Annotated in this window: 26 protein-coding genes; 23 read left to right on the forward strand and 3 right to left on the reverse strand. The window is 64.8% G+C overall.

What is annotated here, in order from left to right:
* Positions 1–12: 12 nt before the first annotated feature.
* The 15 genes from P9A16_RS14715 to P9A16_RS14785 all read left to right on the forward strand — a co-directional run bounded on the left by P9A16_RS14715 (position 13) and on the right by P9A16_RS14785 (position 15,040).
* On the forward strand, positions 13–1,065 hold the full coding sequence (locus tag P9A16_RS14715; protein ID WP_023512141.1) for an alpha/beta hydrolase family protein: 1,053 nt from the start codon (positions 13–15) through the stop codon (positions 1,063–1,065).
* A 257-nt stretch (positions 1,066–1,322) separates the two neighbouring features.
* The gene (locus P9A16_RS14720; protein WP_197032974.1) at positions 1,323–2,522 is read left to right on the forward strand and encodes an acyl-CoA dehydrogenase family protein; all 1,200 of its coding nucleotides are present in this window, start codon (positions 1,323–1,325) and stop codon (positions 2,520–2,522) included.
* A gap of 64 nt (positions 2,523–2,586) precedes the next feature.
* Entirely contained in the window at positions 2,587–3,339 is a 753-nt protein-coding gene (locus P9A16_RS14725) for an electron transfer flavoprotein subunit beta/FixA family protein (protein WP_023512143.1), read from the forward strand.
* The gene (locus P9A16_RS14730; RefSeq protein WP_024271650.1) at positions 3,336–4,286 is read left to right on the forward strand and encodes an electron transfer flavoprotein subunit alpha/FixB family protein; all 951 of its coding nucleotides are present in this window, start codon (positions 3,336–3,338) and stop codon (positions 4,284–4,286) included. The genes P9A16_RS14725 and P9A16_RS14730 overlap by 4 nt, the downstream gene beginning before the upstream one ends.
* A 48-nt stretch (positions 4,287–4,334) precedes the next feature.
* Positions 4,335–5,321, forward strand: a complete 987-nt coding sequence (locus tag P9A16_RS14735; protein WP_023516436.1) for a helix-turn-helix transcriptional regulator — start codon at positions 4,335–4,337, stop codon at positions 5,319–5,321.
* Positions 5,318–5,794 carry a (2Fe-2S)-binding protein gene (locus P9A16_RS14740; RefSeq protein WP_023516437.1) on the forward strand — a complete coding sequence of 159 codons (477 nt, stop codon included), beginning with the start codon at positions 5,318–5,320 and terminating at the stop codon, positions 5,792–5,794. Before P9A16_RS14735 ends, P9A16_RS14740 begins: the two co-directional genes overlap by 4 nt.
* Entirely contained in the window at positions 5,794–7,890 is a 2,097-nt protein-coding gene (locus P9A16_RS14745; protein ID WP_024271649.1) for a molybdopterin cofactor-binding domain-containing protein, read from the forward strand. Before P9A16_RS14740 ends, P9A16_RS14745 begins: the two co-directional genes overlap by 1 nt.
* Positions 7,891–8,222: 332 nt before the next feature.
* Complete coding sequence (locus P9A16_RS14750; RefSeq protein ID WP_023516439.1) at positions 8,223–9,008, forward strand: ABC transporter substrate-binding protein; 786 nt, start codon at positions 8,223–8,225, stop codon at positions 9,006–9,008.
* A gap of 74 nt (positions 9,009–9,082) precedes the next feature.
* Positions 9,083–9,733: an amino acid ABC transporter permease gene (locus P9A16_RS14755; protein ID WP_023516440.1), complete on the forward strand. Its 651-nt coding sequence runs from the start codon at positions 9,083–9,085 to the stop codon at positions 9,731–9,733.
* Positions 9,734–9,735: 2 nt separating this feature from the next.
* On the forward strand, positions 9,736–10,395 hold the full coding sequence (locus tag P9A16_RS14760; protein ID WP_023516441.1) for an amino acid ABC transporter permease: 660 nt from the start codon (positions 9,736–9,738) through the stop codon (positions 10,393–10,395).
* A complete protein-coding gene (locus P9A16_RS14765) occupies positions 10,392–11,156 on the forward strand; it encodes an amino acid ABC transporter ATP-binding protein (protein WP_023516442.1) in 765 nt (254 codons plus the stop codon). The genes P9A16_RS14760 and P9A16_RS14765 overlap by 4 nt, the downstream gene beginning before the upstream one ends.
* A 45-nt stretch (positions 11,157–11,201) precedes the next feature.
* Positions 11,202–12,572, forward strand: a complete 1,371-nt coding sequence (locus P9A16_RS14770; protein ID WP_023516443.1) for an aminotransferase family protein — start codon at positions 11,202–11,204, stop codon at positions 12,570–12,572.
* A 9-nt stretch (positions 12,573–12,581) separates the two neighbouring features.
* On the forward strand, positions 12,582–13,511 hold the full coding sequence (locus tag P9A16_RS14775; protein ID WP_023516444.1) for a 3-keto-5-aminohexanoate cleavage protein: 930 nt from the start codon (positions 12,582–12,584) through the stop codon (positions 13,509–13,511).
* Between the two features lie 9 nt (positions 13,512–13,520).
* The gene (locus P9A16_RS14780; protein WP_023516445.1) at positions 13,521–14,015 is read left to right on the forward strand and encodes a GNAT family N-acetyltransferase; all 495 of its coding nucleotides are present in this window, start codon (positions 13,521–13,523) and stop codon (positions 14,013–14,015) included.
* Positions 14,012–15,040, forward strand: a complete 1,029-nt coding sequence (locus P9A16_RS14785; RefSeq protein ID WP_278025744.1) for a histone deacetylase family protein — start codon at positions 14,012–14,014, stop codon at positions 15,038–15,040. The genes P9A16_RS14780 and P9A16_RS14785 overlap by 4 nt, the downstream gene beginning before the upstream one ends.
* On the opposite strand, the gene P9A16_RS14790 is transcribed toward P9A16_RS14785, so the two are convergent.
* The gene (locus P9A16_RS14790) at positions 15,037–15,993 is read right to left on the reverse strand and encodes a LysR family transcriptional regulator (RefSeq protein ID WP_278025745.1); all 957 of its coding nucleotides are present in this window, start codon (positions 15,991–15,993) and stop codon (positions 15,037–15,039) included. The two genes, P9A16_RS14785 and P9A16_RS14790, sit on opposite strands and share 4 nt — an antisense overlap.
* 88 nt (positions 15,994–16,081) lie before the next feature.
* Here P9A16_RS14790 and P9A16_RS14795 point away from each other — a divergent pair, with 88 nt between their 5' ends.
* A complete protein-coding gene (locus P9A16_RS14795) occupies positions 16,082–16,519 on the forward strand; it encodes an acyl-CoA thioesterase (RefSeq protein WP_024271648.1) in 438 nt (145 codons plus the stop codon).
* 24 nt (positions 16,520–16,543) lie between these two features.
* Here P9A16_RS14795 and P9A16_RS14800 read toward each other — a convergent pair whose 3' ends face one another.
* Positions 16,544–17,518, reverse strand: a complete 975-nt coding sequence (locus P9A16_RS14800) for a threonine ammonia-lyase (RefSeq protein ID WP_023514496.1) — start codon at positions 17,516–17,518, stop codon at positions 16,544–16,546.
* Between the two features lie 108 nt (positions 17,519–17,626).
* On the reverse strand, positions 17,627–18,529 hold the full coding sequence (locus tag P9A16_RS14805) for a LysR family transcriptional regulator (protein ID WP_023514497.1): 903 nt from the start codon (positions 18,527–18,529) through the stop codon (positions 17,627–17,629).
* A gap of 259 nt (positions 18,530–18,788) precedes the next feature.
* Here P9A16_RS14805 and P9A16_RS14810 point away from each other — a divergent pair, with 259 nt between their 5' ends.
* The 7 genes from P9A16_RS14810 to P9A16_RS14840 are packed head-to-tail and all read left to right on the forward strand — an operon-like array spanning position 18,789 to position 26,877.
* Positions 18,789–20,303 (forward strand): leucyl aminopeptidase, encoded by a 1,515-nt coding sequence (locus P9A16_RS14810; RefSeq protein ID WP_023514498.1) that lies wholly within the window; start codon positions 18,789–18,791, stop codon positions 20,301–20,303.
* A 21-nt stretch (positions 20,304–20,324) separates the two neighbouring features.
* Entirely contained in the window at positions 20,325–21,230 is a 906-nt protein-coding gene (locus P9A16_RS14815; protein WP_023514499.1) for a proline iminopeptidase-family hydrolase, read from the forward strand.
* Between the two features lie 25 nt (positions 21,231–21,255).
* Complete coding sequence (locus tag P9A16_RS14820) at positions 21,256–22,917, forward strand: ABC transporter substrate-binding protein (RefSeq protein WP_278025746.1); 1,662 nt, start codon at positions 21,256–21,258, stop codon at positions 22,915–22,917.
* 21 nt (positions 22,918–22,938) lie between these two features.
* Positions 22,939–23,955, forward strand: a complete 1,017-nt coding sequence (locus P9A16_RS14825; protein WP_023514501.1) for an ABC transporter permease — start codon at positions 22,939–22,941, stop codon at positions 23,953–23,955.
* Positions 23,955–24,926, forward strand: a complete 972-nt coding sequence (locus P9A16_RS14830) for an ABC transporter permease (RefSeq protein ID WP_023514502.1) — start codon at positions 23,955–23,957, stop codon at positions 24,924–24,926. The genes P9A16_RS14825 and P9A16_RS14830 overlap by 1 nt, the downstream gene beginning before the upstream one ends.
* Positions 24,923–25,882: an ABC transporter ATP-binding protein gene (locus P9A16_RS14835; protein ID WP_278025747.1), complete on the forward strand. Its 960-nt coding sequence runs from the start codon at positions 24,923–24,925 to the stop codon at positions 25,880–25,882. The genes P9A16_RS14830 and P9A16_RS14835 overlap by 4 nt, the downstream gene beginning before the upstream one ends.
* Positions 25,883–25,890: 8 nt before the next feature.
* Positions 25,891–26,877 carry an ABC transporter ATP-binding protein gene (locus P9A16_RS14840; RefSeq protein ID WP_037409682.1) on the forward strand — a complete coding sequence of 329 codons (987 nt, stop codon included), beginning with the start codon at positions 25,891–25,893 and terminating at the stop codon, positions 26,875–26,877.
* Positions 26,878–26,903: the final 26 nt, after the last annotated feature.

Genomic DNA, 26,903 nt, shown 5'->3' on the forward strand with positions numbered 1-26,903 from the left:
AAGGACGAGAGAATGAGCGAGGCGGAAAACAGGTTGCTGAGTGTGGTGGAACATTGGCTGCCGCGCATGGAGGTCGCCGGCATACCGTCGGCAACGGCGAGGGCGGTGATCGACAGCGCGGGCGTCTGGGAGAACTGGCTCACCGCCTGGAGCGCCGAAGGCGACCGCCATGCCGCGATGGGCGAGGCGGCCCTTGCGCAGGGCCGCGAAGTCACTGCAGGCGAAGCCTTCGCCCGCGCCAGCCTGTTCTACCACTTCGGTCAGTTCATGGCTTTCGACGACCTTGATGCGAAGGAGCGCGTCGCGGCGCTGAAGGTGGCAACCTTCCGCAGGTCCGCACCGCTGCTGGAGCACCCCGGAGAACTGGTCGAGGTGCCGTTCGAGGGCGGTGTGCTGCGCAGCTATCTCCGCCGGCCGGCCGGAGCGGGACCGCATCCGCTGGCGCTGATCATCCCCGGCTCGGATTCGACCAAGGAGGAGTTCCCGGCCTTCGAACGGCACTTCCTCCTTCGCGGCGTGGCGACGCTGTCGCTTGACGGTCCGGGACAGGGCGAGGGGCGATCCCATGGCCACCTGCGCGCCGACATCGCGCCGGTGGTCGCTGCTACGATCAAGACGCTCGAGGGGCGGCCCGGCCTGACGGGTGCCGTCGGCCTCGTCGGCATGGCCTTTGGCGGCTTCCTCGCGTTGCGGGCGGCGGCCGCGCTGGAGGGGCTTGCCGCCGTCGTCTCCATCAACGGTTTTTACGATCTCGGGGCGCTCTGGCCAACGCTGCCGAAGGTCTATCAGGACAATATGACCTTTGCGCTGGGGGGCGGTGACGTCGTCGAAAGCGCACGTTGCTTCACCCTGTCGGGCATCAGGGGACCGGCAGTTCCCGCGCTCGTCCTGCATGGCGGTCGCGACAGGATCTTTCCGCCGTCGGAAGCGCAAAAATGTGCCGACATCTGCAGGGCGGGTGCGGAACTACACGTCTTTCCGACCGGAAACCATGTCTGCAACAACATTCCCTGGATGTATCGGCCCCTCGTTGCCGATTGGCTCGCGGAGCGGCTGAAAGTCTAGCGCTGCCGATTATGGCAGCGCATGCGCGAAGCTGACGGATTCGGGTGACAAGTCGATCGGACGGGGTGAGGTAGAAAATGTCCACTTGAAGCTGGACGATTGTCCACCACAAGCGGACACCACCGCCTGATCAGGTATCCAGGGTGCTGATACCAATTGAGGCACAGCGGAAGACCAAGCAGCCGACCGCTTAGCACTCAAGGGGAGCGACGATGATACACGCCGATGATGGGATCTTGTCCCAGGAACAGCGCCTGATGCGCGACAGCTGCCGATCGTTTGTCGACGATGTGGTGACGCCCTTCATCCGGTCGAACTGGCAACGCGAATGGGACATGAGTCCCGGCGAACGGTTGCCGGGCGCGATCCTCGAAGGCGCCGAGGCGATCGGCATCCGTACCCTTGGCGTGCCGGAGGCGTTCGGCGGCATCGATCTTGAGCGGGAGACCGAGGTACGGACCTTCGCCCTGATCTCCGAGGAAATCGCCCGCGGCGATTCCGGCCTCGCCGACAAGCTCGTGCAGAACTGGAAGGTTTCGATCGTCATCCGACAATTCGCTGCCAAGCACCTGCAGGAGAAGTGGTTTCCGCGCCTGCTGGAGGATCCGAAGTTCCTTCTGGCGCACTGCCTAACCGAACCGAGGGGCGCCTCCGACCGCTGGCTGCCCTACAATGTGCCGGAAGCCTCGATGCACACCAAGGCGGTGCTGGACGGTGACCACTGGGTCATCAACGGTCGCAAGCAGTTCATCTCGAACGGTTTCGACGCCAGTCTCTATGTCGTCTATGCCAACACCGATCCCTCCGTCGGCATGCTGCAGGGCACATCGAGCTTCCTGGTTCCCCGCGAAACGCCGGGCCTGACCGTCACCAAGTGCAACGAAACCATGGGCTGCCGGTTCATGAACAACGGCGAGCTGGTTTTCGAGGATTGCCGCATTCCGGCTGACCATCTGCTCGTCAAGAGCACGGCGCTGGCCTCTGCCGGCCAGTATTTCCGTGCCGGCAAGATCATCCAGGCCGCCAAGAACCTTGGGGTCGGCGTTGCCTGTTTCGAGCGCACGGCGGACTATGTCCAGAACTACGTCCAGGGCGGGCGCATCCTCATCAAACACCAGGCCGTGGCGTTGCGGCTTGCCGACATGGCAACGCGCATCGAAGCCGTCCGGTCACTGGTCGAGCGGGCGTCGAAGGCGGTGGACGAGGCGCATCCCGATGCCGACGTTCTCTGCAACATGGCCAAGGTCTATGCTTCGGAGGAGATCATGAAAGTCGCGACCCATGCGCTGGAGCTTCATGGCGGCAACGGTGCCATGCTGGAATTCGGCATTGAAAAGCTGTTCCGCGATGCGGCGATCTTCCTGCACATGGATGCGACGGTGGATGTCAGCCGCATGAAGATCATCAAGAACATGTTCCCCGCCACCGCCGGCAAATATGCCGGCCCGGAAACCTGAAGCGAAGCGGGCGAGGGGACAGGACGGTTCGCCTGCCCCAGCGCCTGTCAAAGGAGGAACGGAGATGAAGATACTGGTTGCCGTAAAGCGGGTCGCCGATCCCAACGTGAAGGTGCGTGCCCTGGCGGACGGCTCGGGCGTCGACCTTGCGAATGTCAAGATGACGATGAACCCGTTCGATGAGATTGCCGTCGAGGAGGCGGTCCGGTTGAAGGAGGCGGGTCAGGCGAGCGACGTCGTCGTCGTGTCGATCGGATCGGAAAAATCAGCCGAAACGCTGCGCACGGCCCTTGCGATGGGCGCGGACCGCGGCCTCCTGGTCCGCACGGACGCGGTGGTTGAACCGCTCGCCGTCGCCAAGATCCTGAAAGGCGTCGTGGAGGCCGAACGGCCGGATATCATCATCACCGGCAGGCAGGCGATCGACGACGACGCCAACCAGACCGGCCAGATGCTGTCGGCATTGCTGGGATGGGGGCAGGGGACATTTGCCTCGAAGATCGTCGTCGGCGACGGGACCATCGAGGTCACCCGCGAGGTCGATGGCGGCCTGCAGACGGTCAATCTGCCTCTGCCGGCGCTCGTCACCGCCGATCTCCGGCTGAACGAGCCGCGCTACGCCTCGCTGCCCAACATCATGAAAGCCAAGAAAAAGCCGATCGATGAACGCACGCCTGCGGATTATGGTGTGGCGATCGAGCCGCGCCTGACGGTCGTACGGGTCCACGAGCCGGCAACCCGCAAGGCCGGCATCAAGGTTGGATCGGTGGGTGAACTTGTTGCGCGCTTGCGCACGGAAGCAGGAGTTCTCGCATGACCATTCTCGTACTTGCAGAGCATCACGACACGCTGCTTGACGACGCGACCGGCAAGGCGGTCTCCGCCGCGGGAAGAATGGGGGGCGATGTCCACGTCCTGGTCGCAGGTGAGGGGTGCGGCGCGGCCGCCGAAGCAGCGGCCCGGCTGACCGGCGTCGCCAGGGTGCTCGTCGCGGACCACGCTGCCCTGTCGAACCGGCTTGCCGAGCCGGTGGCAGCGCTGATCGTCGGTCTCGCCGCCGGCTATGACGCCATCCTCGCCCCCTCCACCACCAGCGGCAAGAACATCCTGCCGCGCGTCGCTGCGCTGCTCGACGTGATGCAGATATCCGACGTCATTGCGGTCGACGGGCCGGACCTGTTCCAGCGCCCGATCTATGCTGGCAACGTCATCCAGACCGTCCGTTCCACGGACGCGAAGACGGTGCTGACCGTTCGCGCCTCGTCCTTTCCTGCTGCATCCATTGCAACTGCGGCGGTACCGATCGAAGCCGTTGCCATCCCGGCAAATCCGGGGCGGTCGTCGTTCGTCCGAAGCGAACTGTCGCGATCCGAGCGCCCGGAACTGGCGGGCGCGCGGACCGTTGTGTCGGGCGGGCGGGCGTTGGCGTCCGCTGAAAACTTCGAAACGGTGCTGGCCCCGCTGGCCGATGCGCTGGGGGCGGCGATCGGCGCGAGCCGCGCGGCCGTCGATGCCGGCTATGTCTCGAACGATCTCCAGGTCGGGCAGACGGGCAAGATCATCGCGCCCGACCTCTACATTGCCTGCGGCATTTCCGGTGCAATCCAGCACCTCGCCGGCATGAAGGATTCCAGGGTGATCGTTGCGATCAACAAGGACCCGGACGCGCCGATCTTCCAGGTTGCCGACTACGGTCTGGTCGCGGATCTGTTCGAAGCCGTGCCGGAGTTTCATGCCGCGGTTGCCGAGGGTGCAAAAACCTAGGCGACCGGAGACCACGTTTCTTGAGAGGATCGCAGGACAGGAGCGCACATGGCCAAGGGAAGCGGCAGGACGGAGCCACCGCAAGTGGACCCGGACGACGATCGGCAGGATCGGGGCGAGGTCGCCCCCTTCCGTTCCTATGCGCTCGACCGATCCGGCAGCCCGCGTTTCCACATCAGGCTCGTGGAGAACACCCAGCGGCTCTACCCCGCCCACAAGCACGATTATTTTCAGATTCTTTACTTCCTGTCGGATGCGCCGGCGATCCGGATCGGCCTGACGTCGCACAAGCCCAGAGCTGGTTCCATCTACTTCATCGCACCGATGGTGCCGCACCAGATCCGTTTCGACTATGCGACGCGCTGCGTCGTTGCCTATTTCGATCTCGATTTCCTGCGCCCCAACATCACGCGCTCCTACCCCGTGGCGGAGCTGGTGCGGCTGGCGCCGGAACTGACTCCCTTTGCGTGGCAGAACCATGTGAACTTCGATCTCGATACCGCACAGAGCGAACGAGCGGAGCGCGCAATCAGGTCGATGATCGACCAGCACGGGTCCGAGCGCATCGGGGCAGCGGAGATTGTGCGTGCCGAGCTGACGCTGATGCTTGCCACGCTGTGCCAGGATCACGAGGCCGAATTCGCCGAACTGTCGAGGACGCTGCCGGTGGTCGGTCGCGACAGCGGGCACATGCGCCGCATCGCCGAGTTCATAGGCGAAAACTATACACGTGGCCCGAGCCTCGATGAAGCGGCGGCCGCCGCACGTCTCTCCAAGAGCCGGCTGTGCGCTCTGATCCGCCAGTATACCGGCACCAGTTTCCAGGTGCTGATCCGCGAAATGCGGATCGAGGACGCCCGGGAGCGTCTGGTCCTCACCGACGATACGATCGGTCAGATCGCCTACCGCGTCGGGTACAACGACGAGAAGTATTTCCTTCGGGCGTTCAAGAGTTCGGCGGGGATGACGCCGACGGCCTACCGGCTGAAGCGGGCGAAGGAAGACCGCGCCGCGACTGCGGAGCGCAAACCATGAGCGCGCCCGTCTCCTTCCGGCTCAACGGATCGCCGGCGCAGGTTGATGAAACCGGTGAGGCGCCATTTCTCTTCGTGCTGCGCAACCAGCTTGATCTCAAGGCGACCCATTTCGGCTGTGGCCTGGAGCAGTGCGGGGCATGCGTGCTCAGCATTGACGGGCAGGCACGCTATTCCTGCACGCTGCCTGTGTCTGCCCTGGCCGGGGCTGACGTGACGACGCCCGAGGGATTGGCGAACGACCGTGTCGGCGCGATCCTGCTCGCGTCCTTCGAGGTGGAGCAGGCCGGCCAGTGCGGATACTGCATCTCCGGCATCCTGATGCGTCTCCATGCGCTGCTCAAAACGGAGCGCCGGCCGAGCCGGGACATGATCCTCGCGGCGCTCGACAAGCACCTGTGCCGCTGCGGAGCGCATGGCAGTATCCTGCGCGCGGCGGAGCGTGCCGTGGCCCGTCTCGGCGAGGCGGTGTGATGGCGGACAACGCGCTTCCCAAAAGCCTCCAGGACAATCCCGAACTGGGTCGCTGGGTCTCCTTCGATGAGCCGGGCGTTGTTGCCATCCGCTCGGGCAAGGTCGAACTCGGCCAGGGCATCCTCACGGCGCTTGCGCAGATTGCTGCCGATGAACTGGGTCTCCATCCAGGGCTGGTGAGGTTGGCCCCGTGCGATACCGATTGCTCGCCGGACGAGGGCATCACCGCCGGCAGCCAGTCTGTCGAGGTCTCCGGCGCCTCCATCCGCATCGCCATGGCGCAGGCGCGTGCAGCGCTGATCGATGCCGCTGCCGCCCGCCTTGGTGCGGATGCCGCCCGTCTCTCGTGTCACGATGGTGTCGTGCTTCTCGAGGGTGCACCGACGGGCCTCGATTTCTGGTCGGTCGCCGCCCTGGTTGATTGGAGGCAGCCCGTCAGTGGCAATGTGCCTGTCCAGCCCATTGCCGCGCGCTGCGCCGTGGGCGCCGACCACGCGCGCATCGATATGGCGGCAAAGCGCGGTGGTGCCGGCTTCATCCATGATCTTTCCCTGCCGGGGCTGCTGCATGCCAGGGTCATCCGGCAACCGTTCCGGCTCGCTCGCCTCGCCGATGTCGATGAGGCATGGCTGCAGCGCCGCTATCCCGGCATCGCGGTTCTGCGAAGGAACGACCTTTTCGCCCTCATCGGACCGGACGAATATGGTGTTCATGCCGCACATGCCGATGCGAGCAGGTTCACCACATGGGAAGAGGTGCCCGGCCGCTGGCGGCCGGCGGAAACCGCCGGGGAGGTTGTCACCCGGGTTGGATCGGCCCCGTCTTCTCGCGGGGCGGCGAGGCTTGACGAACGGTACTCGCGGGCACATGTGGCGCATGCATCGATCGGCCCGTCCTGCGCCCTTGCCCTGTTCGATGCCGGCCGGCTGACGGTGTGGAGCCATTCGCAGGGTATTTTTCCGCTTCGCGCGCAGATAGCCAGATGCCTCGGGCTCGCGCTGCCGGCGGTTCGGGTCGTCCATGCGCACGGCTCCGGCTGCTACGGCCACAACGGTGCCGACGACGCCGCGCTCGATGCGGCCATCATCGCACTGGAACGGCCGGGCCAGCCGGTGCGTATCCAGTGGTCACGGGAGGACGAGCTCGGACGCGGTCCGTTGGGGGCTGCCATGTCCGCGGCCGTCGAGGCGGAGATCGATGCCGCCGGCAGGGTTATGTCCTGGAACCTCTCGGTGGTGAGCGAACCGCATGCCCAGCGCCCGGGCTTCGGCGGCCATGTCAATCTCAGTTCGGCCGAGGCGCTCGACAGCGCCCATTTGCCGGGCAAGGTTGCGGACCTTCCCGCCGCTGCCGGTGGCGGTGCCGCGCGCAATGCCGTGGCGATCTATGACTTCCCGGGCCAGACCGTGACAGTCCGGCTCGATACGCGCAGCCGCATCCGCACCTCTTCGCTGCGTTCGCTCGGCGCCCATCTCAACGTCTTTGCCATCGAATCGGCGATGGACGAACTGGCGGATCTCGCCGGTGCCGACCCGCTGGATTTTCGGCTTCGCCATCTCAGCGACGAGCGCTGTCGCGCCGTGCTCGAAGGGGCGGCCGAAATGAGCGGCTGGCCCGGCAGCCATGGAGCCAGTGAGGGGCGGTCGCTTGGGATTGCCGCCGCCCGCTACAAGAACAAGGGCGCCTGGCTTGCTGCGGTTGCCGAGGTCTCGGTGGAAGAGGAGGTCAGGCTGGAGCGGTTGTGGCTTTGCGCCGATGTGGGGTTTGTGATCAACCCGGAGGGCGCGCGCAGCCAGATCGAGGGCGGCGCGATCCAGGCGGCGAGCTGGACCCTCAAGGAAGAGGTCAAGGTTGAGGGCGACCGGGTGCCGGCCTTGGACTGGAATGCCTATCCGATCCTGAAATTCTCGGAAGTTCCAGAGATCGAGACACGGTTCATCATCGATCCGATGCACCCGCCGCTCGGCGCGGGCGAGGCCGCACAGGGGCCGGTGGCCGCGGCCATCGGAAACGCGGCGTCCCGCGCGCTCGGGCTGAGGATGCGCGACCTGCCGCTGACGCGGGACCGACTGATCGAGGCGCTTATGAATGCCTGACCGCCAGCCGATGCGTTCCAGTTTTCCAGAACCCTGCAAAGCGAGTTGATCAGGCGAAGAGCGTGCGAAGGCACGGAGTTCGGCAGTTTCACCGCCGATCCGGCCCAGGAGCTTGTCATGGTGATCCGGCCCGAGCAAACCAACTCGGATCTGCCGCCGGTGGCGCTTGAAGGAAGCACAGTGGGCGATAGCAGGCATCAAGTATATCATTTCCTGAAGCTATGAACTGCATTTCATATATCTATTTGCGAAATGCATGGGCTTGGCGACATATCGTCCCCCAAGGGCGTCATTGCTCCGGCGGTGATCCTGCACCAACAAGGGGAACAATCATGTTGAAGTCCATTCTGTCCTATGCCGTGGCCGCAGGCCTTGCCTTCTCCGTTCTCGGAGCGCCGCTTGCCGCGCGTGCCGACGACCTTGAGACCATCAAGGCCGCGGGAGAGTTCAAGTTCGCCAACAGTGGCGCCTATCCGCCCTTCAGCTTCGTTGACGACAGCAACCAGACCGTTGGCTTCGACGTCGATATCGGCAACGAGATCGCCAAGCGCCTCGGCGTGAAGGGTGCCGGCGTCAGCACCGCCTGGGACGGCATCATCGCGGGCCTGCTTGCCGGTAAATACGACACCATCATCGGCAGCATGACCATTACCCCGGAGCGCGAGAAGGCCGTCGATTTCGTCGGCCCCTACTACAAGTCGGGGCGCGGCGTCTTCGTTTCGGACGGGTCCGAGATCAAGTCGATCGACGATCTCAAGGACAAGACGATCGGCGTGACGCTCGGCGAAACCCACGAGAAATGGGCACGCGAGCGCGGCGGCTGGGAAATCCGCACCTATAAGGGGCTGCCGGAGCTCTTCCTCGAACTCAAGGCCGGCCGCATTCAGGCGATGATCGTCGATGCGGTGCCGGTATCGATCGCGGTCAAGCAGACGGGCGACAAGGTCGTCAAGCTCGACGTGCCCGAGTTTGCCGGTACCGAGGACAAGATCGGCATCGCCATCCGCAAGGGCAATCCGGAGCTGAAGGCCGCCATGCAGAAGGCGCTGGACGACATGATGGCCGACGGTACCTATGAGGCCATCGCCATGAAGTGGATCGGCTCGGACATCCGCTGACCTCTTTCTGCCCGTCACAGGGCCGGTGCGGCAGGAAACTGCCGGCCGGCTGACCGATCGTCGAGGATCCGGCAATGGATATCGCTCTCATCGGCCGCATTGTCCCAGTCTTCGTCCAGGCGGCCTGGACGACCGTCGAGCTTTCCCTGCTGTCGCTTGCCATCGGGCTTACGGTGGCGGCGCTGATCGCGATGCTCCGCCTCTCGCATGTCGCGGCATTGCGTTTCGTCGGTGCGGCCTATGTCAGCGTGTTCAGGGGCACGCCGGCGCTCATCCAGATCTTTTTGCTCTATTTCGGCGGGCCCCAGGTCGGGATCCAGCTTGAACCTTTCGCGGCAGGGGCGATTGCGCTCGGGCTCAACATCGCAGCCTACATGGCGGAATCGATCCGCGGCGGCGTGCTGTCGGTCGATCGGGGACAGATGGAGGCGGCACGCTCGCTGGGTTTCGGCGAAGGGCAGTCCATGCGCTGGATCGTGTTGCCGCAGGCCGCCAAACTGATGATCCGCCCGCTTGGCGTCAATGCCGTGGCGCTGGTCAAGGGCACGGCGCTCGTCGCCACCATCTCGGTGGTGGAACTCACCTACACGGCGCAACGCTTCATCGGCTCCACCTACAAACCCTTTGAGATCTTCGCGGTGACGGCGGTTCTCTACATGATCATGGTCTACGGCCTGACGCTCGTCATCGACCGTCTCGACCGCGCCTATGCCGGGGAGGCGTGAAGATGCAGGGTCTCGATTTCAGTATCGTTCCTGAATATTGGCCGCTGATCGGCAAGGGCCTGTGGTGGACCGTCGTCATCTCCACCGCCTCCGCCGTGCTCAGCGTTCTCGCCGGCATCGGCTTCGCCCTTCTCGTGCTCTATGCCTCGCCGGTCGTTCGTTATCCCGTACGTCTCTTCATGTGGCTCTTCATGGGGACGCCGCTGCTGTTGCAGCTCTTCCTCATCTATTTCGGCCTCGTGCAAATCGGCATCGACATTCCCGCCATCTGGTCGGGCATCATCGCTCTCAGCCTGCATTTCGCCGTCTACAATGCCGACATCTTTCGCGCCGGCATCGTATCCCTCGACAAGGGACAGACGGAGGCGGCGCGCTCGCTCGGCTTCGGGGCCTGGCGGACGCGGATCTACATCGTCGTGCCGCAGGCGGTGCGCAACACGGTGCCGGCGGTCGGCAACATGATGATCGCGCTCTTGAAGGAGTCGTCGATCGTCTCGATGATCGGTATCGCCGAACTGGTGCACAGCGCCCAGCTCGTCATCAGCGAGACCTATCGGCCCTTCGAATTCTACCTGACGGCCGCCGCCCTCTACTACGGCCTCAATCTCATCCTCGAAGCGGTCCTGCGCGGGATCGAACGGAAAGTGGAGCTTTCGCGATGAACGATACCCGTCCGATGATCGAGGTGCGTGGCGCCCAAAAATTCTTCGGGCCGCTGGAGGTGCTGAAGGGCATCGATTTCAGCGTGGCGCGCGGCCAGATCGTCGCTGTCATCGGCCCGAGCGGTTCGGGCAAGAGCACGCTGCTCCGCTCGATCAACCATCTCGAAACGCTCGATGGCGGGGAGGTCTGGCTTGATGGTGTTCAGGTAAATCAAAAGCTTGATCGCCGTTCCTTCGAACGCCACATCAACAATGTGCGCCAGCAGATGGGCATGGTTTTCCAGCACTTCAATCTGTTCCCGCATCTGAGCGTTGCGGAGAACATCACCATCGCCCCGACCAAGCTGAAGGGCATGGCGAAAGCGGAGGCGAGGGCGCTTGCTCTGAAGATGCTCGACAAGGTCGGCCTTGCCGACAAGATCGATGCCTTTCCGGCACGCCTCTCGGGCGGGCAGAAACAGCGTGTGGCGATTGCCCGGGCGCTTGCCATGCAGCCGAAGGTCATGCTGTTCGACGAAGCGACCTCGGCGCTCGATCCGGAACTGGTGGACGAGGTCAACCTCGTCATGAAGCAGCTGGCGAGCGAGCACATGACCATGGTGATCGTCACCCACGAGATGCGTTTTGCCGCCGAAGTCGCCGACCGGGTGATCTTCATGGCCGATGGCGCGGTCGTGGAGGAGGACAGCCCGGCCGAGCTCTTCCGCAATCCGAAGCAGGAGCGCACCCGCAGCTTCCTGAAGAAATTCCTGGGCGGCTAGAGTTTTCCGGCCGCTGAAACCGCTTCCTTCTTTCATGGATCGATCATGAGCCAGCATCAGAATGCATCCGGCGAACGCCCGGCCTCCCACCTCTTCTACCAATCCCGCATGCGTCGGCCGCTCGCCGACCGGGCGGAGGGCATCTACATCTGGGACGAACACGGCCGAAAGGTCATCGACGGCTCGAGCGGCGCGATGGTCGTCAATATCGGCCATTCCAACCGCAACGTGCTCGATGCCATGAAGCGGCAGATGGACAAGGCGACCTTTGCCTACCGCCTGCATTTCGAGAACCAGCCGGCGGAAGATCTGGCGCGGCGCCTTTCCGGTTACATGCCCGAGGGGCTCGACCGGGTGTTCTTCGTCTCCGGCGGCTCGGAGGCGGTGGAATCCTGCCTGAAGCTCGCCCGGCAATGGGCGCTCGCCACCGACCAGCCGGAGCGCTGGAAAGTCATCTCGCGCTTCCCTTCCTATCACGGCTCGACCCTCGGTGCGCTCGCCGTCACCGGCTATGATGCGCTGAAGAAACCCTTCCTGCCGATGCTGCGCGACATGCCGCACATCAAGGCACCGACCGCCTATCTCGACCGCGACAACTTTTCCATGGAGGAACGCGGCATCCGTTATGCGGACATGCTGGAGGAAAAGATCCTCGAGGAGGGGGCGGAAAGCGTTCTCGCCTTCATCATGGAGCCGATCGGCGGTGCTTCCACCGGCGCGCTCGTCGCGCCCGACAGCTATTATCCGCGCATCCGCGAGATCTGCGACAAGTACGGCATCCTCCTGATCCACGACGAAGTGATGAGCGGAGCCGGCCGTACCGGCCGCTATCTCGGTGGTGACCACTGGAACTGCCGGCCGGACATCGTCGCGCTTTCCAAGGGACTAGGGGCCGGCTATTGCCCGCTCGGTGCGATGATCGCCCATTCCCGGCTGGTGAAGCCGGTGCTTGATCGCGGCGGTTTTGCCCATGGCTACACCTATGCCGGCAATCCGCTCGCCTGCGCGGCGGGGCTTGCCGTGCTCGACGAGATCGAGCGGCAGGATCTGCTCGGCAACGCCACCCGCATCGGCGATCTTCTCAAGGCCGAGCTGGAGTGTCTTGCCGAACGTTACCCGTTCATCGGCGACGTGCGCGGCAAGGGCCTGCTGCTCGCCGCCGAATTCGTGTCCGACCGTGCGACCATGACACCGCTGCCCAAGGCGCTCGATGCGCATCAGCGCGTCGTCGACATTGCCTATGAGCGCGGCCTCATCATCTATTCGCGCCGCACGCGCGGCGGCGTCGAGGGCGATCATTTCCTCGTCTGCCCGCCGATGATCACCACCGAGGCGCAGGTCGGCGAGATCGTGACGATCCTCGATGCGACGCTGGCGCAACTTTCCGGCGAGCTTTCGCTGCCAGTCACGAAGTAGGAGCCGGTCATGAAATCGGACAAGGTCATCATCACCTGCGCGGTGACGGGGTCGGTACACACGCCGTCCATGTCGCCGCATCTGCCCTACAGGCCGGAGGACATCGCCGCCGAAGCCATCGCAGCCGCAGAAGCGGGAGCATCGATCCTGCACCTGCACGCCCGCGACCCGGATGACGGCCGCCCGACGGCCGATCCCAAGGTCTTCATGCGCTTCCTGCCGGTCATCAGGCAGGCGAGCGATGCGGTCATCAACATCACCACCGGCGGCTCCTCCGTCATGGCGCTGGAGGACCGGTTGGCTGCAGCGCTCGCCGCCGAGCCGGAAATGTGCTCGCTCAACATGGGCTCGATGAATTTCGGCCTCTTCCCGATGCTCGACCGGCCGCGGGAGTGGAAACACGCCTGGGAGCCCGCGCTTCTGGAGGCGACGCGCGGCACGATCTTCCGCAACACCTTCGCCGATATCGAGACGGTCCTCAAACGTCTCGGGGAGGGGTGCGGTACGCGCTTCGAGTTCGAATGCTACGATGTCGGGCATCTCTACACGCTCGCCCATTTCCGCGATCGCGGGCTCATCCCCGGCACACCCTTCATGCAGTTCGTCTTCGGCGTGCTTGGCGGTATCGGCGCGGATCCGGAAAACCTCGTCCATATGAAGCGCATCGCCGACAAGCTGTTCGGCGATGACTACCGTTTCTCGGTGCTCGCCGCCGGGCGCAGGCAGATGCCGATGATAACGATGGCGGCGACCATGGGCGGCAGCGTGCGCGTCGGCCTGGAGGACAGTCTTTTCGATGGCCGTGCGCTTGCGACCTCGAACGCGGATCAGGTACGACGCATCCGCGCGATCCTCGAAGGTCTTTCGCTGGAGGTCGCAACGCCCGACGAGGCGCGCGCCATACTCGGTCTCAAGGGTGGCGACCGCGTCGCATTCTGAGGAGAAAACATGCAGGACGACATCACGATCCGGTTCGCCGTCGCCGATGACGCTGCGACCATCCACGCGGCGCTGAGGACCATGGCCATCGACATGGGCGCGGAGACGAAGTTCGTCTCGACGGTCGAGGACGTGTGCCGCCACGGTTTCGGCGAGGCGCCGGCCTTCGAGGTGCTGATCGCCGAGGTGGGGACGACGTTCGCCGGCCTGTGCCTGAGCTTCCCGAGCTTTTCCACCTGGATGGGCGAGCCCGGCCTCTATGTGCAGGACCTCTTCGTCGCGGATGCCTTTCGCGGACGGCGGATCGGCGAACGGCTTCTGCGCGCCACCGCGCAGAATGGCCGGGCGCACGGTGCGCGCTACATGCGCCTGTCGGTCGATGTGGACAATGGGCGTGCGCAGGCCGTCTACGATCGCCTCGGGATCCGCCATTCCCGCAGCGAGCAGATCCACATGATCAAGGGCGCGGATTTCGACAAATTCGCCGGTGAGGGAGATCCATGAAGACCTTTTTTGCGGAAGAACAGAAACGCCACGATCCGAGCTTCTTCCTCTCCAGCGGCGCGCCGCAGCCGAACCCGGAGCAACCGGAACGCGTCGAGCGCCTGCTCGCCGGCGCGCGGGCGGCAGGCACGGAGATCGTGCGGCCTGGGGATCATGGCCTCGCACCCGTTTCTGCTGTGCACACGCCGGAATATATCGACTTCCTGAGCCGCATCTACGAGCGCTGGCAGCGTATCGAGGGGGCTTCCGCGGAGGTCATCCCCAACATTCACCCGATCGCCCGCACGGGCAGCTATCCCGCCTCAGCGGTCGGGCAGGCCGGCTATCACATGGCCGATACGTCCTGCCCGATCTCCGAACACACCTTCGAGAGTGCGCGCTGGAGCGCGTCTACGGCCGTTTCCGCCGCCGAAGCGGTGATGGCCGGCGAGCGATGGTCCTACGCCCTCTGCCGCCCGCCGGGCCACCACGCCTTCCGGGACGTCGCCGGCGGGTTCTGTTTCTTCAACAATTCCGGCATCGCCGCGCAGCACCTGCTGCGGCAAGCTAAACGCGTCGCCATCCTCGACGTGGACCTGCACCACGGCAACGGCACGCAGGGCCTGTTCTACGAGCGCGCCGACGTGCTGACGGTCTCGATCCACGCCGATCCGGTGCGTTTCTACCCCTTCTTCTGGGGGCATGCCGACGAGCGGGGCGAAGGGCTAGGTCTCGGCTACAATTTCAACCTGCCGCTGCCGCGCAAGTCCGGCGACGACGTCTATCTGGAGGCGCTGGCCGCCGCCATCCGCCGCATCGGGGCCTTCGCGCCGAATGCGCTTGTCGTGGCGCTCGGTCTCGATGCCTTCGAAAAGGATCCGTTCGGTGGCCTCTCGGTCTCGACGCCGGGCTTTGCGCGCATCGCGGAGGCAATCGGGGCGCTGCATCTGCCGACCGTCGTCGTACAGGAGGGCGGCTATCTCTGCGGCGCACTTGGCGACAACCTGACGGCCTTTCTCACCGGTTTGGGTATGAAGAACGGTTAGGCGGGATAGGTTCGTTGCGCGAAGGGTATCGTGGCGATCGCCTGGCGCAGTTCGGCAAGCAGGATCGTCTCGGCCCGGCTGCGGCGGGCCGCGCCGTCATAGACGAGGTGAACGTCGATGACTGGCGGGTCCTGATAGGGCGGCAGGCGCCAGAGGCGGCCGACGCGCACATCTTCCTCCACCACATGGATCGGCAGAGGACCGAAGCCGAATCCGGCGATGATGAGCCGCTTGACCTCTTCCAGATGCGAGGAGGTGCCGACGGTCTGGCCCTCGAACCCTTCCTGCTGGCGCAGGAGCGCGACGGGCCAGAGTGCGCCGGACATCTGGTCCGTCTTGAAGGAGACGTAGGGCTCCTGGCGCAGCGCCTGCAACGGCAGGTCCTTGGCGCCGAACAGCGGGTGCCGTGCGCCGCAGAAATAACCGAAACTCTCCCGGTAGAGCACATCATATTCGAGTTTCGGATGCCGCTCCTGCATCAGGCAGATGCCGAAACCGGCGTCCCGGTTGAGCACCGCCGTCGTCACTTCCTGGCTGGAGGCGACGGAGAGCGACAGCGTGACCTGGGGAAATGTGGTGTGAAAACCGGCCAGCACCTCGTCGAGGAACGGGCAGACGACATGGCTCGCCAGCGCGATCTCGATATGACCGGTCAGGTCGCCGGGCTGCTCCTCCGTGTGCCGCGGCAGGCCGGAGACGATCTCGAACAGAGCGATGCATTCGCTGAACAGCCGCTGTCCGGCGGGCGTGACGGCGAAATGCGAGGCGTTCCGCTCGACCAGCCGGCAGCCCATATGGGTTTCCAGCCGCTTCAGGGCGTTGCTGACGGTCGGCTGCTTGAGGGAGAGTTTTTCACCCGCCGCGGTCAGGCCGCGTTCCTGCACGATGACCATGAAGGTCCTGAGCAGGTTCCAGTCGATTTCCCAGACGAAACGCCGTCTTTGCCGCGCCATGTGCATTCCCTGAAATTATGCTTCGGGCCGCGACTATTGCATGCGCCCATCGGGCGTCAAAGGTTTCAACGGACAAAGGAGATCCGCCGTGCCGCTTCTCACCTATCAGGGGGTCGTCTATCCCGCGCAATGCGATGCGATGGGGCACATGAACGTGCAATATTATATCGCCGCCTTCGACCAGGCGTTCTGGCATCTGATCGCCGCGGCCGGCTACTCGGCAACCTGGATCGCCGAGCGGCAGGAGGGCTGGGCGGACCGCCGCTACGAGATCGATTTCCGGCGGGAGCTGCCGGTCGGTAGCCTGTTCGAAATCCGCAGCGCCGTCGTCAAGGTCGGGCGCACCTCGCTCACCACCCGTCATAGGCTGCTGGACAAGGCGAACGGCCACCTTTGCGCCGAATTGCTGGCCGTCTCCGTCTATTTCGACCTTGCGCGCCGGGAATCGCGCGTCCTGCCGGAAACCATCGTGAGCGGCGTCCGCGGTCTTTTGGAGACGGACATGGATAGCACAGACGCCCTATGACGGCCTTGATGGAAGGCCGTGTCTTCAGCCGAAGCGCTGGAGCGCTGCGGTGAACAGATCCGTATCGACATTGCCGCCGGAGGTAACGGCAATCACGGTATCGCCCTTGATCGCAGCACCGTGGAAGAGCGCCGCCGCAAGGGCGACGGCCCCGCCGGGCTCCACGATGATCTTCAGCCGTTTGAAGGCGAGTGCCATCGCGCGAAGGACCTCCTCTTCCGTCACGGCAATGCCGGCTCCGGCGAGACGCTTCAGAATGGGGAAGGTGATCCTGCCGGGCTCCGGGGTGACGATCGCATCGCAGATCGAGCCCGACAGCGTGGCGTTCCGCACGACCTCTCCGGCCGCCAGCGAGCGTGCGGTGTCATCGAAATTCTCCGGTTCGCAGGTACGCACGGTAAAGCCCGGCGCGGTGGCCTCGAGCGCCAGGGCGATGCCTGAACTCAACCCGCCGCCGCCGCAGGGCACCAGCACGTCGGCTGCCGTTATGCCTTCCTCTTCCGCCTGTTCCGCGATTTCCAGGCCCGTCGTGCCCTGGCCGGCAATGACCAGCGGCTCGTCGAAGGGCCGGATCAGCGTCAGGCCGCGCTCCGCGGAAAGCCGCGCACCGATGGCGTCCCGGTCTTCCCTGTCGCGGTCGTAGAGAACGACCTCTGCCCCGAAGGCGCGGGTGTTGTCGATCTTCAGCCTCGGGGCATCCGAGGGCATGATGATGACGGACGGAACGCCGTGCCGCGTGGCGGCGAGAGCGACGCCCTGGGCATGATTTCCCGACGAGAAGGCGATCACCCCGCGCTTGCGCACGTCCGGCTCCAGCCCCGAAAGGGCGGACCAGCCGCCGCGAAACTTGAAGGAGCCGGTGTGCTGCAGGCATTCCGCCTTCACGAAGACACGTCGTCCGGCCATCTCATCCAGGAAGGGAGAGGATAGCAGGGGCGTCCGCCGGGCATGGCCCTGCAGGCGGGATCTGGCGGCGACGATCATTTCGATGGATGTCATTGAAGCAAGCCTTCAGCTGATGCGGTGCCTGTTTCATAGAGGGCCGCCGCGGCGTTGAGAACGCTCGTTCTTGTCATGGTGACAGGACCGGCCGGCGCCCGGTTGTTTCTATTCGATGCCCATTGCGCGCTTGTGTTCCGCGACCTCGGCCAACAACCAGTCCTGGAAAAGGCGCGTGCCGGGTTTGTTGCCGATGCTGCGCCGTTGCTGCAGGTAGTAGCCGGCCGGATAGGCATGGCGGGCGGCGAACGGGGCGACCAGCTTGCCCTGGCGCAAGAGATCCTGCGCCATGATCGTGTCGGCGAGCGCGATGCCCGCGCCGTTCATCGCCTCGCGCATGATCAGCGTGCAGTCATGCAGCGTCGAGCCTGACGGGGGACGGGCATCGGCGATACCCTCCCGCTCCAGCCATTGCTTCCAGCGCGTGGTCTCGCATTCGTGGATCAGGTGATGGTGCACCAGATCGGCGGGTGAGCGCAGCGGGATCGGGCCTTCGAGCACGGAGGGTGCACAGACCGGCGTCAGCAGCAGCGGCACCATCATCGTCAGGGCCGGGCCGGCCTTGTAGACGAACTCGTCGACGATGGCGAAATCGACATTGGTCCGCTTGCCGGAGGTGGAGATTTCGAGATCGACGGTCGGATGCTGGCGCCGGAAGACCGGCAGGCGATCCGCCAGCCAGAGATTGAGGAAGGTCGGCTCGCACATCAGCTTGACGCGCCGGGCCTTGCTGCCGCGCGGCTCGTCGTAGAAGCTGACATCCTCCGTCGCTCGCCAGATCGCCTCGAAGGCTTCCGAGAGGCTGCGCGCATAGTAGGACCCGCGCATGGTCGGCGTCACCTGCCGGAAGCCGCGCTCGAAGAGGTCCTGGCCAAGGGTCTTTTCCAGCGTGCGGATGTGCCGGCTGACGGCCGAGGGCGTCAGATGCAGTTCTTCCGCTGCATCCTTGATGCTGCCGAGGCGGGCGGCGGCCTCGAATGCGCGCATGCCGTTGAGGGAGGGTAATGCCATAAAATCAGCATGGATTATCACCTGAGTTTTTGTCAATCGATGTGGACGAAATTGACGCTTGAACCTTCACCCGTACCGATTTGAGATAGGGTCCTAAGTCGCCATGGGGAAACGGTAATTCGGCCTCTGGCACCATCTCGCCTTCAGCGGTGGTCGGCTTGTGGCGTAACCGTCATGGCCCGGGTCGGCAGCAAGCCGTTCCCGGGCAGGCGGTGTCGGCTGCGGCGATCACCGGCGCTGCAACAGGAAGTGCGCCCAGATGCCCCAATCGCCCGCACCGGTCTTCGACGCGGCAGACGATATATCCGTCGAAAGCTCCGTCATCGTGATCCTGCACGCAGCCGGGCAGGCACTCGGCGCGCGTGCAGCCGTGCTGGATGCGGCCATGGGCGGTATTCTCTCGCGGGCCTGTTCCGCTGAACCGGCGCTTTGCGAAAGCGGTGCCGTTGTCGATCTCGTTCCGCCACCCTCTGTATCGACGCGGCGTGTCATCGTCCTGTCCCTCGGCAAGGCGGAGAGCCTGACGGCGCTTGCCCTTTCGGCAGCCGGCGGGAAGCTTGCCGCGCATCTGGAAGAGAAGGACGAGGCCGAGGCGACGATCCTCCTCGACCGGATCGACGGCGCGCCGCTTTCAGCAGCGGAGATCCTGGCGCGCATCGCCCTCGGGCTGCGGCTGCGGCGCTACCGTTTCGACCTTCGCAACAGGAAGCCGGTGGCCGAGGTTGACACTGTCTGGCGGCTGCGGCTGGTCGGCGCACAAAAAGCTGCCCTGGATGCGGCGCTTGTCCGCGCCAATGCCGTGGCTGATGGCGTCGAATATGCCCGCACGCTGGTCAATCTGCCGCCGAACCATCTGCATCCCGACAGTTTTGCCGCGCATCTGGAGCCGCTGCGCGAGGCCGGCATCGACGTCGAAGTGCTCGATGCCGCCGCGCTGAAGGAACTTGGCGCAGACGCGCTGCTTGCGGTCGGCGCGGGGTCGGTGCGGCCACCGCGGCTCGCGGTGCTGCGCTATCGCGGCGAAGGCTCGGGCGACCAGCCGCTCGCCTTCGTCGGCAAGGGCGTCTGCTTCGATTCCGGCGGGCTCTGCATCAAGGGCGGCGCGCAGATGTTCGACATGAAGGCCGACATGGCCGGGGCGGCGGCGGTCGTCGGTCTGCTCCTGTCGCTCGCCCGGCAGAAGAGCCCGGTGCATGCCGTCGGTGTGCTCGGCATTGCCGAAAACCTCCCGTCCGGCCATTCGCTAAAGCCGCGCGAGATCATTCCCACCCTCTCCGGCCAGACCGTCGAAGTCTTCGACACGGACGCGGAGGGGCGCCTGATCCTCGCCGACTGTCTCTATTATACGGCGACGCGTTTCGAACCCTCCGTCATTGTCGATCTCGCGACGCTGACCTATTCGGTGATGCGCGGCCTCGGCTCGATCTTTGCCGGCCTGTTCAGCACCGACGACACGGTTGCCGCCGAGATGATCGCTGCCGGCGAAACGGTCGGCGAGCGTTTCTGGCGCATGCCGCTCGACCGGGCCTATGACGAGGGTCTTAAATCGCCATTGGCGGACCTGCGCCATCACGCCAAGGACATGGAAGATGGCGACGCGCCCTATGCAGCGGCTTTCCTGCGCCATTTCACCGAGGATCGCCCCTGGGTGCATCTCGACATCGCCGGCAAGGAACTGGCGGGCGAGGACCGGCCGCTCGGCCGGCAGGGGGCGACGGCCTTTGGCGTGCAGATGCTGGAAGAGTGGGTTCAGGTCGGCCGGAAAGGCGCCTGAATGTCCGGGAAAGGAATGGGAATGTCGTCGACGATCAACAGCACCGAGGGGCGAGCGCCGTTCAGGGGGTACGAAACCTGGTATCGCATCAGCGGTGACCTCGCTGGCGACAAGCTGCCAGTGGTGATCCTGCACGGCGGGCCGGGCGTCGCGCACAACTATGTCGACGCCTACAAGCTGCTTGCCCGCGACGGCCGGGCCGTCATCCACTACGACCAGCTCGGATGCGGCAACTCCACCCTCCTGCCGGAGAAGGGCGCGGACTTCTGGACGCCGCAGCTCTTCATCGACGAACTGGAAAACCTCGTCGACCACCTCGGCATCCGGGGTGGGTTCCATGTGCTCGGCCAGAGCTGGGGCGGCATGCTGGGCGCCGAATACGCCGTGCTGCGCCCGAAGGGGCTTGCCTCGCTGACCATTGCCAATTCACCCGCCTCCATGACGCTCTGGGTCGCGGAGGCGAACCGGCTGCGCGCCGACCTGCCTGGGGACGTGCAGGACACGTTGACGCGGCACGAGGCGGCGGGCACGACGGACCATCCTGATTACCAGGCGGCAACGATGGCCTTCTACGAACGGCATGTCTGTCGCGTCGTGCCGTTCCCGCCGGAGGTGACGGCGAGCTTCGAGCAGGCCGCGCGCAACCCGACCGTCTACACGCTGATGAACGGGCCGAACGAATTCCACGTCATCGGCACGCTGAAGACCTGGAGCATCATCGACCGCCTGCCGGCCATCGACACGCCGACGCTGATCCTCTCCGGGCGCCATGACGAAGCCACGCCTGCGACCGTGCAGCCCTTCAAGGACGGCATCAAGGGTGCGCGGTGGGAGATATTCGAGCATTCCAGCCACATGCCGCATGTCGAGGAACAGGACGACTGCATGCGGGTGGTGGGAGATTTTCTCAATCAGCATGACAGGTAGAAACAGAGAGAAAAGGGGATCGAACATGAAGAAACTGCTTCTGACGGCATCGGCCGTCGCACTCATCGCCGGCGCATCGCTGGCCCCGGCCAACGCCGAATACCTTCAGGAACACCGCGGTGGCACCATGCGGCTGCTCGCCCGCTCGGCGGCCGGTACGCTCGACCCGCACATCAACTACACCTCCCAGGGCTGGCAGATGTACCAGCCGATCTATGACGGCCTCGTCACCTTCCGCAAGGCCGAGGGCATGGACGGCTTCACCGTCGTTGCCGATCTCGCCGAGGCGCTGCCGGAGGTGAGCAACGACGGCAAGACCTTCGCCTTCAAGCTGCGCAAGGGCATCAAGTTCTCCACCGGCCAGGAAGTCGGCGTGAAGGATGTGGTCGCGTCGTTCCAGCGCATCTTCAAGGTCTCCGGCCCGACATCCGGCACCTTCTACGCAGGCATCGTCGGCGCCGACAAATGCCTTGCCGACACCAAGAGCTGCACGCTGGAAGGCGGCGTGGTGGGGGACGAAGCCGCCGGCACGATCACCATCAACCTGACGAAGCCGGACGCCGAATTCCTCTACAAGCTCGCCCTGCCGCATGCCGTGACGCTGCCGGCGGATACGCCCGCCGAGGACATGGGTCCCGTGCCGATCCCGAGCACCGGTCCCTATACGATCTCCGCCTTCGACCCCAACAAGGGCATGACCGTCACGCGCAACCCGCACTTCAAGCAGTGGAGCGAGGACGCCCAGCCCGACGGTTATCCCGATGTCGTGCAGTACGATTTCGGCCTTTCCGAGGAGGCGGCGGTGACGGCGATCCAGAACGGCGAGGCCGACTGGATGTTCGATTCCCTGCCGAGCGACCGTCTTGCCGAAGTCGGCACCAAATATATGGAGCAGCTGCACATCGCGCCGCTTTCGGCCTGGTGGTACGCGCCGCTCAACACGCGCCTTGCCCCCTTCGACAATCTGAAGGCCCGCCAGGCCGTTTCCTTCGCGATCGACCGCAACACGCTGGTAAAACTCTTTGGCGGCAAGGTTCTCGCTTCGCCGGTCTGCCAGATCCTGCCGCCGGACTTCCCCGGCCATGTGGACTATTGCCCCTACACGAAGGATCCGGGCGCGAAGTGGTCGGCACCTGATGTCGAGAAGGCCAAGCAGCTTGTCGAGGAGTCGGGCACCAAGGGCCAGAAGGTCACCGTCATCGTCGAGGACACGGCCGTTTCGCGCTCCATCGGCGTCTATCTGCAGAGCGTCCTGACCAGCATCGGCTACGTTGCCGACGTCAAGCCGATCTCCGCCAACATCCAGTTCACCTATATCCAGAACACCAACAACAAGGTGCAGATGTCGGTGAGCCAGTGGTATAAGGACTACCCGGCGGCATCCAATTTCCTGAACATCCTGTTCGGCTGCGCCTCCTTCCGCGAAGGCTCGGATGCCTCGATCAATATCGCGGGCTTCTGCAACAAGGATATCGATGCCAAGATGCAGAAGGCGATGGACCTCGGCGTCACCGACCAGGCGGCCGCCGATGCGCTGTGGAGCGAGATCGACAAGGAAGTCACCGACCAGGCGCCGGCCATCGGTCTCTTCACGCCGAAGCGGCTCGATTTCGTCAGCAAGCGCGTTGGTAACTTCAAGTTCAACCGCCAGTTCGACTGGATGATCACCCAGTCGTGGGTACAGTAAGACCCGGCGGAGGAAAGCTGCGTGTCGAATGAAGTCGTTGCCGTGCAGCGCGGGACGCGAGGGCCTTGGGCCCTCGCTTTCGTGCGTTTGAGGCGCAACAGGGCCGCCATCGCGTCCCTGACGGTGTTTCTGCTCATCGTCCTTTCCTGTCTCAGCGCGCCGCTCTATGCGCGTTGGGCGGGCGTGGATCCGTTCACCTCGACGCTCGATGCCGTCATCATGGTCGACGGCGTCGAGGTTCCGGTCATGGAGGCCTCGACGGAGGGGCTCGGCCTCGGCTATACGCCGATCGGCCCCACCTGGGAGCTCGGCAACTACTTCCTTGGCGCGGACAGCCAGGGCCGTGACGTCATGGCGCGCCTGCTCTACGGCGGGCTCAACTCGCTGATGATCGCGGCGGCCGCCACGGTCTTCACGCTGATCGTCGGAACGGCAGCCGGGCTCGTTGCCGGCTATTTCGGTGGCGTCACCGACACGATCCTGTCGCGCCTGCTCGACATCCTCTGGGCCTTCCCGATCTATCTGCTGGCGATCTCTCTTTCCATCGTGACCATCACCGCCGGCATCTCGATCGGACCGATCCTCATTGAGTCCGGGTCGCTGTGGTTACCGGTCATCATCATCGGCATCGTCTATGTGCCCTATGTGGCCCGTCCCATCCGCGGCCAGGTGCTTTCGCTGCGCAACAGCGAATTCGTGCTTGCCGCCATCAATCTCGGCGTGCCCGGCTGGCGCATCCTGCTGCGCGACATCCAGCCGAACATCACGACCACGCTCATCGTCTTCGTGCCGCTGATGATGGCGCTGAACATGCTGACGGAATCGGCGCTCTCGTTCCTGTCGATCGGCGTGCAGCCGCCAGCGGCAAGCTGGGGCACCATCATCCAGGACGGGCAGGCGCTGCTCTATACCCGCCCGCTCGTGGCGCTTGCGCCGGGCCTTACGATTGCCCTGTCCGTCATGGTTCTCAACGTTTTCGGCGACGGCCTGCGCGATGCGCTGGATCCGCGCTCGAAGGTCCGGCTGGGGCGCACCTGATGATCTACGCCATCCTTCGCCGCTTCGGTCAGATGCTGTTCGTGATGTTCGGCATCTCGGTCATCGTCTTCCTGATCTTCTTCGCCACGCCCGGTTCCGATCCCGCTGCACGCATTGCCGGCCGTAATGCCTCACCCGAGGTGCTGGAAGCGGTGCGCCATTCCTTCGGTTTCGACCGGCCGCTCTACGTGCAGTACGGCCTGATGATGCAGAAGATCTTCATCACCGGCGACCTTACCTCCTTCGTCAACCGCGGCTGGAAGGTCGTTCCCGCCGTCTTCGACGCCATCCCCGTCACGCTGTCGCTGGTCTTCGGCGCGGCCTTCCTCTGGGTGGTCGTCTCCGTCGCCATCGGCGTCATCGCCGCGGCGACACGCGACAGCTGGCTCGACAAGCTCCTGATGGCGCTCGGTCTCATCGGCATCTCCATGCCGGTGTACTGGCTGGGCGAGGTGATGAACCTCATCACCCAGAGCCGCTATCACGATACCTGGCTGTTCTCCTGGGTGCCGCCGCTCGGCTACAAGCCGCTGACGAGCGATCCGAAGGGCTGGTTCCTCACCCTCGTCATTCCGTGGATCACGCTCGCCGTGCTCTATATCGGTATCTATGGGCGCGTGCTGCGCGCGGCGATCATCGAATCCATGCAGGAGGATTTCGTCCGCACCGCCCGGGCCAAGGGTCTGTCGGAGACGCGCATCCTGCTGCGCCACGGGCTGCGGACCTCGCTGATCTCCTTCGTCACCCTGTTCGGCCTCGATTTCGGCGCGCTGGTCGGCGGTTCGGCGCTTCTCACCGAAGTGGTCTTCGGCCTCAACGGCATTGGCAAGCTCACCTATGACGCGATGCAGAATCTCGACCTGCCGATGATCATGGCGACGGTGATGTATGCCTCGATGTTCGTGGTCATCGCCAATGCGGTGGTCGATTTCGTCTATATCCTTCTCGATCCCCGCGTGAGGACGTCATGATGCTTTCCGTGCGCGACCTCAGGGTGTCGTTCCGCACCGAAGACGGCCTGGTGCGGGCCATCGACGGCGTTTCCTTCGATCTCGACGAGGGCGAGATTCTCGGCGTCGTCGGCGAATCGGGTTCGGGCAAAACCGTCTCGCTTCTGGCGGTGATGGGGCTCATCACCGATCCCAACGCCACGATCGAAGGCTCCATCCGCTACAAGGGCCGCGAGCTTGTCGGCCTGCCGGCGCGAGAACTCCGGCGCCTGCGCGGCCGGGAGATCGCCATGATCTTCCAGGATCCGATGACCGCTCTGACGCCGGTCTATACGATCGGCTGGCAGATAGCCGAGCAGATCCGCGCCCACGAGGCGATCAGCAAGGCAAAGGCGCTGGAGCGGGTGGAGGCGCTGCTTGCCGAGGTGAACTTCCCCAATCCGCGCGAAGCGATGTCGCGCTATCCGCACCAGCTTTCCGGCGGGATGCGCCAGCGCGCGGTGATCGCCATGGCGCTCTCCTGCAATCCGGCCCTGCTCGTCGCCGACGAGCCGACCACAGCGCTCGACGTCACCGTGCAGGCCGGCATTCTCGATCTTGTGCGCAAGCTGCGGGCCACCCACAACTCCGCCGTCGTCTTCATCACGCATGACATGGGCGTGGTCTCCGAGCTCGCCGACCGGGTGATGGTGATGTATGCCGGCCGGGTGGTGGAGCGCGGCAGCCGTGCTGCGTTGTTCTCCGATCCGCGCCACCCCTATACGCGAGCCCTGCTCGGCTCGATCCCGCCGCTGACCGGCGAGAAGCCCCACCGCCTGCCGGCCATTCCCGGCTCACCGCCCTCGTTGCTGCGCCTGCCGCAGGGCTGCGCCTTCGGCCCTCGCTGTCCGCTGCGCTACGAGCCCTGCCTCACCGAAAAACCTGCCCTTCCAGCCGGCCCGCACGCGGCGGCGTGCCTCCGGGAGGTGCAAGCATGAGCACTGCAATGACAGACACCGAACAGCCGATCCTCGAAACCCGCGCGCTCGGAAAGCGCTTTTCGATCGGCACGCGGTTTTCCGCGGAGGGAAGACGGACGGTACACGCGGTCGACAACGTCTCGCTGACGGTCCGGCGCGGGGAGACGCTCGGCCTTGTCGGGGAGTCGGGATGCGGCAAGTCCACATTGGCGCGCTGTTTGGTGCGGCTTTACGAGGTCTCCGACGGCAAGCTCCTGTTCGAGGGCGAGGACATCACCGCCCGGTCGCTGCGGGAGCTGCGCCCGCTGCGCCGCCGCCTGCAGATGGTTTTCCAGGATCCGTCCGCCTCGCTGAACCCGCGCCGGCGCGTCGGCGATCTCGTCGCCGAGCCGCTGCGTATCCACACGAAACTCTCCTCTAGCGAGATCGACAAGCGGGTTGCCGAACTTTTCGACATCGTCGGCCTCCTGCCGGACCATGTCGGGCGCTATCCGCACGAATTCTCCGGCGGCCAGCGCCAGCGTGTCGGTATCGCACGCGCCATCGCCCTCAATCCCGATCTCGTCGTGCTGGATGAACCTGTTTCCGCACTCGACGTCTCGGTACAGGCGCAGATCGTCAACCTGCTTGCCGATCTCCAGGAAAAGCTTGGCCTCACCTATATCTTCATTGCCCATGACCTCTCGGTGGTGCGCCAGGTCTCGACCCGCATCGCGGTCATGTATCTGGGGTCCGTGGTCGAGGAGGGACCTGCCGAGGAGGTCTTCTCTGCGCCGGCCCACCCCTACAGCCAGGCGCTGATCTCGGCGGTTCCGATCGTCGAGACGACGCCGAGCGGCGCGCGCAGACGCATCCTCCTTACCGGCGACGTGCCAAGCCCGCTCAACCCGCCCTCCGGCTGCCGCTTCCATCCACGCTGTCCGATCGCGAAGGACCGCTGCCGGACGGAGCGGCCCGAGGCGCAGGCGCATGGCAATGGCCGTAAGGTGGCCTGCCATTTTCCGACGCTGTGAGGCTTGGGCAGGACGGGTTTTTTCTG

The organism is Shinella sp. 838 (assembly GCF_029623935.1).
Taxonomy (GTDB): Bacteria; Pseudomonadota; Alphaproteobacteria; order Rhizobiales; family Rhizobiaceae; genus Shinella.

Bases quoted from the DNA above. Each gene is read 5' to 3' on its own strand.
- P9A16_RS14745 (WP_024271649.1), top strand. From the start codon at position 5,794: ATGGCGGACAACGCGCTTCCCAAAAGCCTCCAGGACAATCCCGAACTG.
- P9A16_RS14785 (WP_278025744.1), top strand. From the start codon at position 14,012: ATGAAGACCTTTTTTGCGGAAGAACAGAAACGCCACGATCCGAGCTTC.
- P9A16_RS14720 (WP_197032974.1), top strand. From the start codon at position 1,323: ATGCGCGACAGCTGCCGATCGTTTGTCGACGATGTGGTGACGCCCTTC.
- P9A16_RS14755 (WP_023516440.1), top strand. From the start codon at position 9,083: ATGGATATCGCTCTCATCGGCCGCATTGTCCCAGTCTTCGTCCAGGCG.
- P9A16_RS14730 (WP_024271650.1), top strand. From the start codon at position 3,336: ATGACCATTCTCGTACTTGCAGAGCATCACGACACGCTGCTTGACGAC.
- P9A16_RS14735 (WP_023516436.1), top strand. From the start codon at position 4,335: ATGGCCAAGGGAAGCGGCAGGACGGAGCCACCGCAAGTGGACCCGGAC.
- P9A16_RS14790 (WP_278025745.1), bottom strand. From the start codon at position 15,993: ATGGCGCGGCAAAGACGGCGTTTCGTCTGGGAAATCGACTGGAACCTG.
- P9A16_RS14725 (WP_023512143.1), top strand. From the start codon at position 2,587: ATGAAGATACTGGTTGCCGTAAAGCGGGTCGCCGATCCCAACGTGAAG.
- P9A16_RS14775 (WP_023516444.1), top strand. From the start codon at position 12,582: ATGAAATCGGACAAGGTCATCATCACCTGCGCGGTGACGGGGTCGGTA.
- P9A16_RS14835 (WP_278025747.1), top strand. From the start codon at position 24,923: ATGATGCTTTCCGTGCGCGACCTCAGGGTGTCGTTCCGCACCGAAGAC.
- P9A16_RS14780 (WP_023516445.1), top strand. From the start codon at position 13,521: ATGCAGGACGACATCACGATCCGGTTCGCCGTCGCCGATGACGCTGCG.
- P9A16_RS14840 (WP_037409682.1), top strand. From the start codon at position 25,891: ATGACAGACACCGAACAGCCGATCCTCGAAACCCGCGCGCTCGGAAAG.
- P9A16_RS14765 (WP_023516442.1), top strand. From the start codon at position 10,392: ATGAACGATACCCGTCCGATGATCGAGGTGCGTGGCGCCCAAAAATTC.
- P9A16_RS14715 (WP_023512141.1), top strand. From the start codon at position 13: ATGAGCGAGGCGGAAAACAGGTTGCTGAGTGTGGTGGAACATTGGCTG.
- P9A16_RS14830 (WP_023514502.1), top strand. From the start codon at position 23,955: ATGATCTACGCCATCCTTCGCCGCTTCGGTCAGATGCTGTTCGTGATG.
- P9A16_RS14815 (WP_023514499.1), top strand. From the start codon at position 20,325: ATGTCGTCGACGATCAACAGCACCGAGGGGCGAGCGCCGTTCAGGGGG.
- P9A16_RS14800 (WP_023514496.1), bottom strand. From the start codon at position 17,518: ATGACATCCATCGAAATGATCGTCGCCGCCAGATCCCGCCTGCAGGGC.
- P9A16_RS14805 (WP_023514497.1), bottom strand. From the start codon at position 18,529: ATGGCATTACCCTCCCTCAACGGCATGCGCGCATTCGAGGCCGCCGCC.
- P9A16_RS14820 (WP_278025746.1), top strand. From the start codon at position 21,256: ATGAAGAAACTGCTTCTGACGGCATCGGCCGTCGCACTCATCGCCGGC.
- P9A16_RS14750 (WP_023516439.1), top strand. From the start codon at position 8,223: ATGTTGAAGTCCATTCTGTCCTATGCCGTGGCCGCAGGCCTTGCCTTC.
- P9A16_RS14810 (WP_023514498.1), top strand. From the start codon at position 18,789: ATGCCCCAATCGCCCGCACCGGTCTTCGACGCGGCAGACGATATATCC.
- P9A16_RS14770 (WP_023516443.1), top strand. From the start codon at position 11,202: ATGAGCCAGCATCAGAATGCATCCGGCGAACGCCCGGCCTCCCACCTC.
- P9A16_RS14760 (WP_023516441.1), top strand. From the start codon at position 9,736: ATGCAGGGTCTCGATTTCAGTATCGTTCCTGAATATTGGCCGCTGATC.
- P9A16_RS14740 (WP_023516437.1), top strand. From the start codon at position 5,318: ATGAGCGCGCCCGTCTCCTTCCGGCTCAACGGATCGCCGGCGCAGGTT.